Below are 16,273 nucleotides of genomic sequence, written 5' to 3'. Positions count from 1 at the left end.
TTAAATGCCCTCTACTATAAAGATTCCGTAAGTCACGGATAGTAATAGGGAATCGGTTGTGCTTGGACTCTTCAGCAAGAAAGCGAATTCGCTTTTGGGGATCGACATCAGCTCCACCTCGGTGAAGCTGCTGGAACTCAGCCGTACCGGTAACCGCTACAAGGTCGAGGCCTACGCCGTCGAACCGTTGCCGGCCAATGCCGTGGTTGAAAAAAACATTGCTGAACTCGAAGGGGTCGGGCAGGCGATCAGTCGCGTGCTGGTCAAGGCCCACTCGTCCTGCAAAAGCGCAGCCGTGGCCGTGGCTGGCTCCGCGGTGATCACCAAGATCATCGAAATGGACGCCACCTTGTCCGAAGACGACATGGAAAACCAGCTCAAGGTCGAGGCCGACCAGTACATCCCCTATCCGCTTGAAGAGGTGGCCATCGACTTCGAGGTGCAGGGCTATTCGGCCCGCAACCCCGAGCGCGTCGACGTGCTGCTGGCGGCCTGCCGCAAGGAAAACGTCGAGGTGCGCGAAGCCGCCCTGGCGTTGGCCGGGCTCAGTGCGCGAGTGGTCGATGTCGAGGCCTATGCCCTGGAGCGCGCGTTTGGCCTGCTGACCGAGCAACTGGTGGACGGCGACAAGCCGCTCACCGTGGCGGTGGTCGACATCGGCGCCACCATGACCACCCTCAGCGTGCTGCACAACGGCCGCATCATCTATACCCGCGAGCAACTGTTCGGCGGCCGCCAGCTGACCGAAGAAATCCAGCGCCGCTACGGCTTGTCGATGGAAGAAGCGGGGCTTGCGAAGAAGCAGGGCGGCCTGCCGGACGACTACAACGCCGAAGTGTTGCAGCCGTTCAAGGATGCCGTGGTGCAGCAGGTATCGCGCTCCCTGCAGTTTTTCTTCGCGGCCGGCCAGTTCAATGCGGTCGACTACATCATGCTGGCCGGCGGCACCGCGTCCATCTCCGGGCTCGATCACCTGATTCAGCTGCGCCTGGGCACCCCGGCCATGGTTGCCAACCCCTTCGCCGACATGGCCTTGAGCAGCAAGGTCAATGCCGGTGCGCTGGCCAGCGATGCGCCGGCCCTGATGATTGCCTGCGGCCTGGCGCTGAGGAGCTTTGACTGATGGCAAGGATCAACCTGCTGCCGTGGCGCGAGCAGCTGCGCGAAGAACGCAAGAAACGCTTCCTCACGGCATTGGCCGGCGTGGTCGTGGCGGGTGTGGGCATCATTTTGCTCACCGACCAGTACTACGACAGCCAGATCGACCGGCAGACGGCGCGCAACGAGTTCGTGCAAAAGGAAATCACCGTGCTCGATGGCCGCATCAAGCAGATCAGCGAGCTCAAGGTACGCCGCCAGCAATTGCTGGAGCGCATGAAGATCATCGAAGACCTGCAAGGTAACCGGCCGGTCATCGGGCGGATCTTCGATCAGTTGGCGCGCACCCTGCCGGACGGGGTGTATTTTTCCGATGTGAAGATGGTCGACAAGAACATTGCCATCGCTGGCACCGCCGAATCCAACAATCGTGTATCCGACTTGATGCGCAACCTGGAAGCGTCGCCCTGGCTCGAGGCGCCGACACTGGCCGAGGTCAAGGCCAAGCCCAACGGTGAAGTGGCGCAAAACAACAATTTCCAGTTGTCGGTACGCCAGACTCGCCCACCACTGGAGGGCGACGCCAAATGAATATCTCGCAATGGCTGGAAGACCTGCGCAAGGTCGAACTCAGTGATCTGGACCTGAACAACCTGGGCTCGTGGCCCGTGGCGGTCAAGACGATTGCCGGGGTACTGGTGATGGCCTTGATCCTGGGCCTTGGGTACAACTTCCATATCAGTGATCTGGATGCCCAGTTGGACCAGAAGCGTGCCGAAGAGGCCACGCTGAAAGATCAGTACACGAAAAAGGCCTTCCTGGCGGCCAATCTGGAAACCTACACCGAACAGATGAAGGAGATGGAAACCTCCTTTGGCGCCATGCTGCGCCAACTGCCCAGCGACACCGAGGTGCCGGGGCTGCTCGAAGACATCACGCGCACCGGCTTGGGCGCCGGGCTTGAGTTCGAAGAGATCAAGCTGCTGCCCGAAGTCACCCAGCAGTTTTATATCGAGCTGCCGATACAGATCACAGTGACCGGCAGCTATCACGACCTGGCGACGTTCGTCAGCGGCGTCGCCAGTTTGCCGCGCATCGTGACCCTGCATGACTTTGAAGTTAAGCCTGTGGCCGATACCAACCCCAACCAGTTGCGCATGAGCATCCTGGCCAAGACCTACCGCTACAACGACAAGGGGCTGCAGAAATGAAAGCGCTCCTCAGTGGTGTATTGGTGGCCTGGGTGTTGCTGTTGAGCGGTTGCGGCGACAGTGGTGACTTTGCCGACCTCAAGGCCTTCATGGCCGAGGTCAAGGCGCGGCCCAAGGGTGTGATCGAACCGATCCCGCAGTTCCCGCCGTACCAGGCCTTTACCTATGAAGCCGCCAACCTGCGCAGCCCGTTCCAGCCACCGATCAAGATCGACCTGGCAAGCCGGCAGAAGGGGGCCAGGCAGGTCAAGCCGGACCCGACGCGGGTCAAGCAGTTTCTCGAAGGCTTCAATATCGAGCAGTTCGAGATGGTCGGCACGCTGGCCAACGACACCGGCAAATTCGCCCTTATCAAGGGTGCCGGCGGGGTTTATCGGATCAAAGTAGGTGATTATCTGGGGCGCAACGAAGGCCGCATCGTTACCATCACCGACTCGCAGGTCGATGTCGTCGAAATTGTTCCTGACGGGGAAGGGGGCTGGCTGGAGCGGCCACGCTCCATTCCCCTCAAAGAGCGTTCATGAGAACCGGGTCAAGCATGCATAGTGGAAATCGATAATGAACAGGATTCTTTCAGCCTTCGGCATTTCGCTATGGATAGCGCTGGTTTCGCCGATTGTCGCGGCGACGACGCTCAAGACCCTGGACGTCGCGGCGCTGCCCGGTGATCGGGTCGAGCTCAAGCTGGGCTTTGACGGCCCGGCCATCGCGCCGCGTGGCTACACCACCGAGCAGCCGGCGCGTATTGCCCTGGACATGCCCGGCGTGGTCAACCGCCTGGCCAGCAAGACCCGTGACCTGGGCGTGGGCAATGCCCGCGGCCTGGTGGTGGTCGAGGCCAAGGATCGTACCCGGCTGATCATTAACCTGACCAACCTTGCGCCCTATAGCTCGCGGGTCGATGGCAACAACCTCTATGTGATGATCGGCCAAGGTGCCAAGGAACTGCAGGGTGCCACTGCGGCCCCGGCTCGCACTTTGCCTGCTGCGTCAGCGCCCGTTGCGTTCAAGGCGCCCGTGCCGCCTGGCCGGGCCATCCGCAATGTCGACTTCCAGCGGGGCGAACTGGGCGAGGGCAACGTCGTCATCGACCTGACCGACCCGTCCATCAGTCCGGATATCCAGGAGCAGGGCGGGCAGATCCGCGTCAACTTCAACAAGACCCAACTGCCGGAAGCGCTGCGCGTGCGGCTGGATGTGAAGGATTTCGCCACGCCGGTGCAGTTCGTCAACTCCAGCGCATCGGGTGACAACGCCAGCATCGTCATCGAGCCGGTGGGCGCGTTCGACTACTCCGCCTACCAGACTGAGAACAAGCTGACCATCAGCGTGCGCCCGCTGACCAACGAAGACGTGACCCGCCGCAATGCCGAGCATTTCGTGTACACCGGCGAGAAGCTGTCGCTGAACTTCCAGGACATCGACGTGCGCTCGGTGCTGCAACTGATCGCCGACTTCACCCACTTGAACCTGGTGGCCAGTGACACCGTGCAGGGTGGCATCACTTTACGCCTGCAAAACGTGCCTTGGGACCAGGCGCTGGACCTGATCTTGAAAACCAAGGGGCTGGACAAGCGCAAGGTTGGCAACGTGTTGTTGGTGGCGCCGGCTGAAGAGATCGCCGCGCGCGAACGCCAGGAGCTGGAGTCGCAAAAGCAGATCCAGGAGCTGGCGCCGCTGCGTCGGGAATTGCTGCAGGTGAACTACGCTAAGGCGGCCGACATCGCCAAGCTGTTCCAGTCGGTGACCAATTCCGGCAAGGCGGGTAAAACCGAGGAGCGTGGGTCGATCACCGTCGATGATCGCACCAACAGCATCATCGCCTATCAAACCCAGGAAAGCCTGGACGAACTGCGCCGCATCGTCGCCCAACTGGACATCCCGGTGCGCCAGGTGATGATCGAGGCGCGTATCGTGGAGGCCAACGTCGATTACGACAAGAGCCTGGGCGTGCGTTGGGGCGGCCAGAGCAATACCTCCGGCAACAGTAATTTCACTGCGTACGGTGGCAGCAGCACCACGAGCACCACCACCGCAGCCGGTACCACCACGCCGTTCGTCGACCTGGGGGCTTCCAATGCTACCTCCGGCATTGGCCTGGGCTTCGTGACCAACAACGTATTGCTGGACCTTGAACTGACGGCCATGGAAAAAACCGGTAACGGCGAGGTGGTGTCGCAACCCAAGGTGGTGACCTCCGACAAAGAGACCGCCAAGATCCTCAAGGGCACCGAAGTGCCGTACCAGGAGTCCAGCTCCAGCGGCGCCACGTCGGTGATGTTCAAGGAGGCTGCGCTGTCGCTGGAGGTGACCCCGCAGATCACCCCGGACAACCGCATCATCATGGAAGTGAAGGTCACCAAGGATGAGCCTGACTACCTGAATGAAGTGCTTGGGCAGCCGCCGATCAAAAAGAACGAGGTGAACGCCAAAGTCCTGATCAATGACGGTGAAACCATAGTGATTGGTGGGGTATTCTCCAACACCCAAACAAAAACTGTAGAAAAGGTGCCATTTTTGGGCGATGTGCCTTATGTTGGCCGCCTTTTCCGCAACGATACTGTGTCGGAAGCAAAATCCGAGCTGTTGGTATTCTTGACACCGCGTATCATGAATAACCAGGCGATTGCTGTGAGTCGTTGATTCTGTGCGAAATTTGATACTTGTTGGACCGATGGGTGCTGGCAAAAGCACCATCGGTCGATTGCTGGCCAAAGAGCTTCGGTTGCCGTTCAAGGATTCCGACAAGGAAATCGAACAGCGCACGGGCGCCAATATTCCATGGATCTTCGATCAAGAGGGTGAAGTGGGTTTTCGTGACCGCGAACAGGCCATGCTGATCGAACTATGCGAACACGACGGCCTGGTCCTTGCGACCGGCGGTGGTGCGGTGATGCGCGATAAAAATCGCGAGGCGCTGCATGCCGGCGGTCGCGTGGTGTATCTGCATGCCTCGGTCGAACAGCAGGTCGGCCGTACCGCACGCGATCGCAATCGCCCGTTGCTGCGTACCGCCAACCCCGAGGCCACGTTGCGCGCCTTGCTGGAAATCCGCGACCCGCTGTACCGCGAGATCGCGGACCTGGTGGTCGAAACCGACGAACGCCCGCCGCGCATGGTGGTATTGGATATTCTGGAGCGCCTGCAGCAGTTGCCGCCACGGTAACGCCCGGGCCTTTCTATTCTGAGACAGGGCGCTAGCGCCCGGCTTCACTGTGGGGACACATGCAGACAATCAAGGTTGAACTGGGCGAGCGCAGCTACCCCATCCATATCGGCGAAGGCCTGCTGGGCCAGGCGCAGTTGCTGGCGCCGCATATTCGTGGCCGCCAGGTGGCCATCGTTTCCAACGAGACGGTCGCGCCCCTCTACCTTGAAACACTGACCGGCTCCCTGGGAGCCTACTCGGTGGTGCCGGTGGTGTTGCCCGATGGTGAGGCGCACAAGAATTGGGAAACCCTGCAGACCATTTTCGACGCGCTGCTGACCGCACGCCTGGACCGTCGCGCCACCATTATTGCCCTGGGTGGCGGTGTGATCGGTGACATGGCCGGTTTTGCCGCGGCCTGCTATCAGCGCGGCATCGACTTTATCCAGATCCCGACTACCCTGTTGTCCCAAGTCGATTCGTCGGTGGGCGGCAAGACCGGCATCAACCACCCGCTGGGCAAGAATATGGTCGGCGCCTTCTATCAGCCGCAAGCCGTGCTGATCGATACCGGCACCTTGAAAACCCTGCCGCCGCGTGAACTGTCCGCGGGCCTGGCCGAGGTGATCAAGTACGGGCTGATTTGCGACGAGCCTTTCCTGGCCTGGCTGGAGGACAATGTCGAGGCCCTGCGCGCGGTTGACCAGGCGGCCCTGACGGTCGCCATCAAGCGCTCCTGCGAGGCCAAGGCCGCCGTGGTGAATGCCGATGAGCGCGAGACTGGCGTGCGCGCCACCCTGAATTTGGGCCACACCTTCGGCCACGCCATCGAGACCCAGATGGGGTATGGTGTGTGGCTGCATGGTGAGGCAGTTGCCGCCGGCACGGCCATGGCGCTGGAAATGTCCATGCGCCTGGGCTGGATCAGCCAGCAGGCGCGCGACCGCGGTATCCGTTTGATGAAGCGCGCCGGCTTGCCGGTGGTACCGCCGCAGGAAATGACACCTGCCGATTTTCTGCAGCACATGGCCATCGACAAGAAAGTGATCGACGGCCGTATGCGCCTGGTGTTGTTGCGTCACATCGGCGAGGCCGTGGTGACCGACGACTATCCGCAAGAGGTTCTTCAAGCCACGCTGGCGGCGGATTACCACGCCATCGCGGCTCCGCTTTGAGGTTAATGAGAGCTCCATGACAAGTCTGCATGCCGATGAGGCCTTCCTGGGCCACTTCCAGTTGGATCATGACCCCTTCGCTGCGCGGGTGCCTGGCTTCAAGTTCTTCCCGGCCCAGCGCAAACCGGTACTGGGGCAGTTGCACCACCTGGCGCGCTACAGCCAGTTGCTGCTGGTGGTCACCGGGCCTCAGGGCAGCGGCAAGACCCTGCTGCGCCAGGCCCTGGTCGCCAGCACCAACAAGCAGTCGGTGCAAAGCGTGGTCATTTCCGCACGTGGTGCGGGTGATGCCGGCAGCGTCCTGGGCCAGATCGCCCAGGCGTTGAACGTACAGCAGGCCGATACCACGCAAATCCTCTCGCAGGTGGTGCAACTGGCACTCACTGGCCAGGAAGTGTATTTGCTGGTGGACGATGCGGAACAACTTGAGCATTCCGCACTCGAAGCCCTGCTGACGTTGGCAGCCGGTACGCCGGAAGGTCGCCCGCACGTGTTCCTGTTTGGCGAGGCCACGGTCATCGACGGCCTGGAAACCCTGGCAGGCGAGCAGGAACGCTTCCATGTTATCGAGCTGCAACCGTATAGCGTCGATGAAACCCGCGAGTACCTGGCCCAGCGTCTGGAAGGGGCCGGTCAAGGGATTCAGTTGTTCACCAATGATCAGATTGCCGATATTCATGAGAATTCCGAAGGCTGGCCTGGCGCAATCAACCAGGTCGCCCGCGATGCAATGATCGAGGCCATGATCGCAAGCCGCTCGGCGGTGAAGCGTCCATCTATGGGGTTCAAAATGCCAAAAAAACACGTACTGGCACTGACTGCGGTCGTTGTCGTCGCAGTGGCCGCGGCTGCTTTGCTTCCGGGTCGCAACAAGGCGCCCACTACCCCGGCCGCGCCCGCTACCGAGCAGGCACAGTTGCCGCTGGGCCAAGGCACGCCGGGTAACGCCCAGGCTAATCAGGACGGCGGCCCGGCGATCGAATTCGCGGGTTCCTCCAAGCCCATGCCACTGCCGTTGGTCGGCCAGTCGCAACCCGTCATGCGCGGCCCGCTGGCCGATGCCACCGGCTCCGGTGATGGCGAAGAAAACACCCTTGCGGCCAATACTGCGCTGCAGCCACCCACGGTGACCACCACCGCTCCACCACCTGGCGTGCAGGCAGGCCCTGCGCCAACGCCAGTGCCGCTGCCAACCCCGGCGCCGCGCCCAGCAGCGCCTGTGGCCGCCGCCAAGCCCGCACCCGCCCCGGCCGCCAAGCCTGCGCACGTTGCCGCTGCAGAGAAGCCTGCGCCAGCCAAGGCCGCCGAGAAGCCAGTGGCCAAAGCCGTGGCCGGCGGTGGGTGGTACACCGCCCAGGCGCCGGGTAACTACGTGGTGCAGATCCTTGGCACAAGCTCCGAAGCCACGGCCCAAACCTACGTGCGCGAGCAGGGCGGCGAGTACCGTTACTTCAAGAAAACCCTGCAGGGCAAACCCCTGTACGTGATTACCTACGGCAGTTTTGCCAACCGCGATGCAGCGGTTGCGGCAATCAAGAACTTGCCAGCGAAGGTCCAGGCTGGTAAACCTTGGCCTCGGACAGTCGCCAGCGTTCAACAGGAACTGTCGGCGGCTCGCTAAATGTCGGTTGGCACCATCCCCGCCTACCGCTGAGCGTCTCCTGAAACGAACCAGAGCCTGCTGCGTAAACCGCGGCAGGCTTTTGCGTCCCAGACGGTTTATGGCTACCCGCTATTGCTGTCCAGGCTGATAAGCTTCAGACTCAAGCAAATGTCGCTATCACGACATGTCGCTTAAAAACATTCAGAAATGCGACATGAATTTACGCGGTTTCGTCGCTAAATTTGTGGGCGACCCTGTCGCTGTGTACAATGACCTCCCTTTTGCCCCTGCAAAGCTGGCGTACGTTCGGCGCGGTTGGTAAGCGGTTGAATTGAAAAGAAATTTGCCTCTAACGGAGGCAGCCTGGTGAGAAAGTGTCTATGAAAACAGGTCTGTACCAACCCGATGAATTCAAGGACAACTGTGGTTTCGGGCTGATTGCCCATATGACGGGCGAACCCAGTCACCACCTGTTGCAGACGGCCATTGAGGCCCTGACCTGCATGACCCACCGCGGTGGGATCAACGCCGACGGCAAGACCGGTGACGGTTGCGGTCTGCTCATGCAGAAACCTGACCTGTTCCTGCGCGCCACCGCCAAGGACGCGTTCGGCATTGAATTGCCCAAGCAATACGCCGTGGGCATGGTGTTCCTGAACAAGGGCGACGCCCGCGCCGACGCAGCCCGCGAAAACATGAACCGCGAGATCCTCGCCGCTGGCCTGACGTTGTTCGGCTGGCGCCAGGTGCCTATCGACACCAGCGTCCTGGGCCGCCTGGCCTTGGAGCGCCTGCCGAAAATCGAGCAGGTGTTCATTGGTGGCGAAGGCCTGAGCGATCAGGAATTCGCGATCAAGCTGTTCAGTGCCCGTCGTCGCTCGTCCGTGGCCAACGCCGCCGATACCGACCACTACATCTGCAGCTTTTCGCACAAGACCATCATCTACAAAGGCCTGATGATGCCGCGTGATTTCACGGCATTCTTCCCGGACCTGAGCGATGAGCGCCTGCAAACCGCGATTGCGGTCTTCCACCAGCGCTTCTCCACCAACACCCTGCCGAAGTGGCCGCTGGCCCAGCCCTTCCGCTTCCTCGCCCACAACGGCGAGATCAACACCATCACCGGCAACCGCAACTGGGCCCAGGCCCGTCGCACCAAGTTCGCCAACGATTTGATCCCGGACCTTGAAGAACTCGGCCCGCTGGTCAACCGCGTAGGCTCGGACTCCTCCAGCATGGACAACATGCTGGAACTGATGGTGACCGGTGGCATCGACCTGTTCCGCGGCGTGCGCATGCTGATTCCGCCAGCGTGGCAGAACGTGGAAACCATGGACCCCGACCTGCGGGCGTTCTATGAGTACAACTCCATGCACATGGAGCCGTGGGACGGCCCGGCCGGCGTCGTGCTGACCGAAGGTCGCCACGCCGTGTGCCTGCTCGACCGCAACGGCCTGCGACCGGCGCGCTGGGTGACTACCAAAAATGGCTACATCACCCTCGCCTCGGAAATCGGCGTGTGGAACTACAAGCCAGAAGACGTCATCGCCAAGGGCCGCGTAGGCCCGGGCCAGATCTTTGCCGTGGACACCGAAACCGGCCAGATCCTCGACACCGACGCCATCGACAACCGCTTGAAGTCGCGCCACCCGTACAAGCAATGGCTGCGCAAGAGTGCCCTGCGCATCCAGGCGACCATGGAAGACAACGACCACGGGTCGGCCTTCTACAATGGTGACCAGCTCAAGCAATACATGAAGATGTACCAGGTAACGTTCGAAGAGCGTGACCAGGTACTGCGCCCATTGGGCGAGCAGGGCTACGAAGCGGTCGGCTCCATGGGCGACGATACGCCAATGGCCGTGCTGTCGCGCCGTGTGCGCACGCCTTACGACTACTTCCGCCAGCAGTTCGCGCAGGTCACCAACCCGCCGATCGACCCGCTGCGCGAAGCGATCGTGATGTCGCTGGAAATCTGCCTGGGTGCCGAGCGCAACATCTTCCAGGAGTCGCCGGAGCATGCTTCGCGCGTAATCCTCAGCTCGCCGGTCATCTCCCCGGCCAAGTGGCGCTCGCTGATGAACCTGGACCTGCCAGGCTTCGAGCGGCAGATCATCGACCTGAACTACGACGAGAGCGTGGGCCTGGAAGCGGCCGTGCGCAACATCGCCGACCAGGCCGAAGAAGCCGTGCGCAGCGGTCGTACCCAGATCGTGCTGAGCGACCGGCACATTGCCCCGGGCAAGCTGCCGGTTCACGCATCCCTGGCCACCGGCGCGGTGCACCACCGCCTCACCGAAAAAGGCCTGCGCTGCGACAGCAACATCCTGGTCGAGACCGCCACCGCGCGTGACCCGCACCACTTTGCCGTGCTGATCGGCTTTGGCGCCTCGGCGGTGTACCCGTTCCTGGCCTACGAAGTGCTGGGCGACCTGATCCGTACCGGTGAAGTACTGGGCGACCTCTATGAGGTGTTCAAGAACTACCGCAAGGGCATCACCAAGGGCCTGCTCAAGATCCTCTCGAAAATGGGCATCTCGACCGTGGCCTCGTACCGCGGTGCGCAGCTGTTCGAGGCCATCGGCCTGTCCGAAGAAGTGTGCGAGCTGAGCTTCCGTGGCGTGCCGAGCCGCATCAAGGGTGCGCGTTTCGTCGACATCGAAGCCGAACAAAAAGCCCTGGCGGCCGAAGCCTGGAGCCCGCGCAAGCCGATCCAGCAAGGCGGCCTGCTGAAGTTTGTGTACGGCGGTGAATACCATGCCTACAACCCTGACGTGGTCAGCACCCTGCAAGCTGCCGTGCAGCAGGGTGACTACGCCAAGTTCAAGGAATACACCGCGCTGGTCGACACCCGCCCGGTGTCGATGATCCGCGACCTGTTCAAGGTCAAGGAGCTGGACACCCCGCTGGCCATCGACGAGATCGAGCCACTGGAAGCCATCCTCAAGCGTTTCGACTCGGCGGGTATCTCGCTGGGTGCGCTGTCGCCCGAGGCGCACGAAGCCTTGGCCGAAGCCATGAACCGCATGGGCGCACGCTCCAACTCCGGCGAGGGCGGTGAAGACCCTGCTCGCTACGGCACCATCAAAAGCTCCAAGATCAAGCAAGTGGCCACCGGCCGTTTCGGGGTCACCCCGGAATACCTGGTTAACGCTGAAGTACTGCAGATCAAGGTAGCCCAGGGCGCCAAGCCGGGCGAAGGCGGCCAGTTGCCAGGCGGCAAAGTCAATGGCCTGATCGCCAAGCTGCGTTACGCGGTGCCAGGCGTGACCCTGATCTCGCCACCGCCGCACCACGACATCTACTCGATCGAAGACTTGTCGCAGCTGATTTTTGACCTCAAGCAGGTCAACCCGCAGGCGCTGGTCTCGGTCAAGCTGGTTGCCGAAGCTGGCGTGGGCACCATCGCCGCCGGCGTGGCCAAGGCCTATGCCGACCTGATCACCATCTCCGGCTACGACGGCGGCACCGGTGCATCACCACTGACCTCCATCAAGTACGCGGGCGCCCCGTGGGAACTGGGCCTGGCGGAAACCCACCAGACCCTGCGCGGCAACGACCTGCGCGGCAAGGTCCGGGTACAGACCGATGGCGGCCTGAAAACCGGCCTGGACGTGATCAAGGCCGCTATTCTGGGCGCTGAAAGCTTCGGCTTCGGCACCGCGCCAATGATCGCCCTGGGTTGCAAATACTTGCGTATCTGCCACCTGAACAACTGCGCCACCGGTGTTGCCACTCAGAACGAGAAGCTGCGTAAAGACCACTACATCGGCACCGTCGACATGGTGATCAACTTCTTCACCTACGTGGCTGAAGAAACCCGTGAGTGGCTGGCCAAGCTGGGCGTGCGTTCCCTGGGCGAGCTGATCGGGCGTACCGACCTGCTCGAGATCCTGGAAGGCGAAACCGCCAAGCAGAACCACCTGGACCTGACGCCGTTGCTGGGCAGCTCGCACATCCCGGCCGACAAGCCGCAGTTCTGCGAAGTGGACCGCAACCCACCGTTCGACAAAGGCCTGCTGGCCGAAGAGATGGTGGAGCTGGCCAAGGGCGCTATCGCGGCCAAGTCTGGCGGCGACTACAGCCTGGACATCTGCAACTGCGACCGTTCGATCGGCGCGCGCATCTCCGGTGAAATCGCCCGGGCCCATGGCAACCAAGGCATGGCCAACGACCCGGTGACCTTCCGCTTCAACGGCACTGCAGGCCAGAGCTTCGGGGTGTGGAACGCCGGTGGCTTGAACATGTACCTGCAAGGCGATGCCAACGACTACGTCGGCAAAGGCATGACCGGCGGCAAGCTGGTAATCGTGCCGCCTAAAGGCAGCCCGTTCAAAACCCAGGACAGTGCCATCATCGGCAACACCTGCCTGTACGGCGCCACGGGCGGCAAGCTGTTTGCCGCTGGTACCGCGGGCGAGCGTTTCGCGGTGCGTAACTCCGGCGCCCACACGGTCGTGGAAGGCACGGGTGACCATTGCTGTGAATACATGACCGGTGGTTTTGTCTGCGTACTGGGCAAGACGGGTTACAACTTCGGCTCCGGCATGACCGGTGGTTTCGCCTACGTGCTGGACCTGGACAACTCTTTCGTTGACCGGGTAAACCACGAACTGGTTGAAATCCAGCGCATCAGCGGCGAGGCGATGGAAGCCTACCGCAGCCATATCCAGCGCGTCCTGGCTGAGTACGTCGAAGAAACCGACAGCGAGTGGGGCCGAAACGTCTGGGAAAACCTGGACGACTACCTGCGCCGCTTCTGGTTGGTCAAGCCTAAAGCAGCGAGCTTGAAATCTCTGCTGAGCAGCACTCGCGCAAACCCCCAGTAGCTGCAAGCTTTAAGCTGCAAGCTAGAAGCTGGGCAGTGTTGAGTGTTGCGGAATGTGATTTTCTTGTGGCCTCAAGCTCACGGCTTGAGGCTGCATACAAGAGGTTTTAACATGGCTGAACGTCTGAGTAATGACTTCCAGTTCATCGAGGTCGGGCGCAAGGATCCGAAGAAGAAACTGTTGCGTCAACGCAAGAAAGAGTTCGTAGAGATCTACGAACCCTTCAAACCCCAGCAGTCGGCCGACCAGGCCCACCGCTGCCTGGGTTGCGGTAACCCGTATTGCGAATGGAAGTGCCCGGTGCACAACTTCATTCCCAACTGGTTGAAGCTGGTGGCCGAGGGCAACATCCTCGCCGCCGCCGAGCTGTCGCACCAAACCAACACGCTGCCCGAAGTGTGCGGCCGCGTATGCCCGCAAGACCGCCTGTGCGAGGGTGCCTGCACCCTGAACGACGGTTTTGGCGCGGTGACCATCGGTTCGGTGGAGAAGTACATCACCGACACCGCGTTCGCCATGGGCTGGCGCCCGGACATGTCCAAGGTCAAACCAACCGGCAAGCGTGTCGCCATCATTGGCGCCGGGCCTGCCGGCCTGGGCTGCGCCGATGTGCTGGTGCGCGGCGGCGTGACCCCGGTGGTGTTCGACAAGAACCCGGAAATCGGTGGCCTGCTGACCTTCGGTATCCCGGAGTTCAAGCTGGAAAAAACCGTGCTCAGCCATCGCCGCGAAGTGTTCAGCGGCATGGGCATCGAGTTCCGCCTGAACACCGAGGTGGGCAAGGACGTGACCATGGAGCAACTGCTCGAAGAATACGATGCCGTATTCATGGGCATGGGCACCTACACCTACATGAAGGGCGGCTTTGCCGGTGAAGACCTGCCAGGCGTGCATGACGCGTTGGACTTCCTGATCGCCAACGTCAACCGCAACCTGGGCTTTGAAAAGTCGCCGGAAGATTTCGTCGACATGAAAGGCAAGCGCGTGGTGGTACTGGGCGGCGGTGACACGGCGATGGACTGCAACCGCACCTCCATCCGCCAAGGCGCCAAGGCCGTTACCTGTGCCTATCGTCGTGACGAAGCGAACATGCCGGGCTCGCGCAAAGAGGTGAAGAACGCCAAGGAAGAAGGCGTGAAGTTCCTCTACAACCGCCAGCCAATCGCCATCGTTGGCGAGGACAAGGTTGAAGGCGTGAAGGTGGTCGAGACCCGTCTCGGCGAGCCTGATGCCCGTGGCCGTCGCAGCCCCGAGCCGATCCCGGGTTCCGAAGAGATCATCCCGGCCGACGCCGTGGTCATCGCGTTCGGTTTCCGCCCAAGCCCGGCGCCGTGGTTCGAGCAGTTTGCGATCAGCACCGACAGCCAGGGCCGCGTGGTGGCCCCGGAGCAGGCGCAGTACAAGCACCAGACCAGCAACCCGAAGATCTTCGCGGGCGGCGACATGGTGCGCGGTTCTGACCTGGTGGTTACCGCGATCTTCGAAGGCCGCAACGCGGCTGAAGGGATCATGGATTACCTGGGCGTCTGAGACGCGCTTGACTCAAAACGGCCGCGCTTGCGGCCGTTTTGCTTGGTGGTCGCCGGTCTGGGCCATTCTCCTACGCTCCATTCAGAAGTTTCCTGTTTGTGGTCGGATCGGCCTGACTGATTGCCCGGCGCCCCCTCCCTAGAATCCCAGTGCATGCACTAACTTGAACGAGATCGCATGTTTCTGCGGTTACTGGTGGTGCATCATCAGGGAATCTCACGATGCCAACCACTTACCTACGCAAAGGCGCCGGCATTGCCGCGCTGGTTTCTCTCTCGGCCCTTTTGCTGGCCAGCCAGCAGGCAGCGGCCCATGGCTACATCAGCAGCCCGCCGTCGCGGGACTTCGCTTGTCGCGGTACGCCACCACTGAACAGCGGTTGTGGCGCGGCAGCCGACGAGCCGCAAAGCGTGGGTGAAACCACCAAGGGCTTTCCAAACTCGCCCATCAAGGATGGCGAGCTCGTCAGCGGCGGGGCCAACAATTTCGCCGCCATGAACATTCAGTCCTCCTCGCGCTGGCATCAGTTTGAAGTGCAGGACCGCGCGATCGAGTTCGACTGGTATTTCACCACTGCCCATAAAGCGACGCGCTTCGAGTATTTCATCACCAAGGTTGGTTGGAACCCCAATGTGCCGCTGGCGCGTGCTTCCTTCGACTTGGCGCCTTTCTGCAAAGTGGAGCTCAACGGTGCCATGCCCGCCAAGGACAATGGCAACCTCTTCGAAAAGCATCGCTGCCAACTACCCGGCGATCGCAATGGTTACCATGTGATCTACGGCGTGTGGACGGTGGACGACACGCCGATGGCCTTCCACAAGGCGGTTGACGTCAACATCCAGGCCGATGGTTTTGACGATGGCTGGAAGCAATTGGGCGCGCTGGGGCCACTGCGGCCCCTGATCGCGGGTGACGCAGTGGTCGCCAGGGCGTTTGTCGGCGGTGTCGAAAATGACCAGTACACGGTCACCCTGCCGATCCTGTCGGCGCAAGATGGCGTGGCCGATAACTGGAGCCTGGCCCTGGCCAACAAGGTCAACGACCAACATCCCCTGGTGCGTGCGGGCGTGCGGGACCAGCAGGGCAACATCGAACCCATTCGAGGGCTCAATGCCTTCTTTGCGAAGCCGGAAAGCGGCATCACCTCATACGCCACACGTTTTGACCTGGTGGGCGACCCCGATGCATTTGCTCGCCTGGAAAACCTGCAAGCGGAGTACGAACTGGTCAAGGGCCAGGTAGATATCGACTTCAGCGTGGCCACTAATCGCAAATTGCTGGTCGAGGTGACTGTTTTCGATCAGGACGCCAAGCAGGTCGGCAAGCAGAGCCAGGTGGTCGATGCCACCACCGCGAACCTGACCGTCAGGGTTGGCAGCCGGCCGGGTCTGCATAACATCAAGCTGGTGGCCACGAGCGAGGATGAGCGCATTAACCTGCAGGACCTGAAGACGGTGCAACTGACCGGCGAGGACAGCGCTTACGAGCATGTTTTCCCGCAGGGGCTTGGTACCTACAAGGGCGCAACCCTGGTACTGCAACCGAAGAATGGCAAGGTGTACGAGTGCAAGTCCGACCAACTGGCAAGTTGGTGCAATAGCTACAACGCCTCCGCCACTCAGTATGAACCAGGCATAGGGTTTGCCTGGACGCAGGCCTGGCTGGAGCGATAAGCGCCC

Annotated in this window: 11 protein-coding genes; all 11 read left to right on the top strand. The window is 61.5% G+C overall.

The annotated features are described in order from the left end of the window. Positions 1–58: 58 nt before the first annotated feature. The 11 genes from L9B60_RS09555 (at position 59) to L9B60_RS09505 (ending at position 16,267) form a co-directional block, all read left to right on the top strand. Positions 59–1,123: a pilus assembly protein PilM gene (locus L9B60_RS09555; RefSeq protein WP_249678243.1), complete on the top strand. Its 1,065-nt coding sequence runs from the start codon at positions 59–61 to the stop codon at positions 1,121–1,123. After that, a complete protein-coding gene (locus tag L9B60_RS09550; RefSeq protein WP_249678242.1) occupies positions 1,123–1,689 on the top strand; it encodes a PilN domain-containing protein in 567 nt (188 codons plus the stop codon). The genes L9B60_RS09555 and L9B60_RS09550 overlap by 1 nt, the downstream gene beginning before the upstream one ends. Further along, positions 1,686–2,309: a type 4a pilus biogenesis protein PilO gene (pilO, locus tag L9B60_RS09545; RefSeq protein WP_249678241.1), complete on the top strand. Its 624-nt coding sequence runs from the start codon at positions 1,686–1,688 to the stop codon at positions 2,307–2,309. The genes L9B60_RS09550 and pilO overlap by 4 nt, the downstream gene beginning before the upstream one ends. Beyond that, positions 2,306–2,833: a pilus assembly protein PilP gene (locus L9B60_RS09540; RefSeq protein ID WP_249678240.1), complete on the top strand. Its 528-nt coding sequence runs from the start codon at positions 2,306–2,308 to the stop codon at positions 2,831–2,833. The genes pilO and L9B60_RS09540 overlap by 4 nt, the downstream gene beginning before the upstream one ends. 34 nt (positions 2,834–2,867) lie before the next feature. Next, positions 2,868–4,952 (top strand): type IV pilus secretin PilQ, encoded by a 2,085-nt coding sequence (locus tag L9B60_RS09535; RefSeq protein ID WP_249678239.1) that lies wholly within the window; start codon positions 2,868–2,870, stop codon positions 4,950–4,952. Positions 4,953–4,956: 4 nt separating this feature from the next. Then, on the top strand, positions 4,957–5,475 hold the full coding sequence (gene aroK, locus L9B60_RS09530) for a shikimate kinase AroK (RefSeq protein ID WP_249678238.1): 519 nt from the start codon (positions 4,957–4,959) through the stop codon (positions 5,473–5,475). Positions 5,476–5,534: 59 nt separating this feature from the next. Then, positions 5,535–6,632, top strand: a complete 1,098-nt coding sequence (aroB, locus tag L9B60_RS09525; RefSeq protein ID WP_249678237.1) for a 3-dehydroquinate synthase — start codon at positions 5,535–5,537, stop codon at positions 6,630–6,632. Between the two features lie 16 nt (positions 6,633–6,648). Then, positions 6,649–8,253 carry an AAA family ATPase gene (locus tag L9B60_RS09520; RefSeq protein WP_249678236.1) on the top strand — a complete coding sequence of 535 codons (1,605 nt, stop codon included), beginning with the start codon at positions 6,649–6,651 and terminating at the stop codon, positions 8,251–8,253. 362 nt (positions 8,254–8,615) lie between these two features. After that, positions 8,616–13,064 (top strand): glutamate synthase large subunit, encoded by a 4,449-nt coding sequence (gltB, locus tag L9B60_RS09515; RefSeq protein WP_249678235.1) that lies wholly within the window; start codon positions 8,616–8,618, stop codon positions 13,062–13,064. A 111-nt stretch (positions 13,065–13,175) separates the two neighbouring features. Continuing rightward, complete coding sequence (locus tag L9B60_RS09510) at positions 13,176–14,594, top strand: FAD-dependent oxidoreductase (RefSeq protein ID WP_249678234.1); 1,419 nt, start codon at positions 13,176–13,178, stop codon at positions 14,592–14,594. 221 nt (positions 14,595–14,815) lie between these two features. Further along, positions 14,816–16,267 (top strand): lytic polysaccharide monooxygenase, encoded by a 1,452-nt coding sequence (locus L9B60_RS09505; RefSeq protein ID WP_249678233.1) that lies wholly within the window; start codon positions 14,816–14,818, stop codon positions 16,265–16,267. The last annotated feature ends 6 nt before the right edge of the window (positions 16,268–16,273 follow it).

Source organism: Pseudomonas abieticivorans, from assembly GCF_023509015.1.
In the GTDB taxonomy this organism is placed as follows: Bacteria; Pseudomonadota; Gammaproteobacteria; order Pseudomonadales; family Pseudomonadaceae; genus Aquipseudomonas; species Aquipseudomonas abieticivorans.
This window is presented reverse-complemented; position numbering and strand designations above follow the sequence as displayed.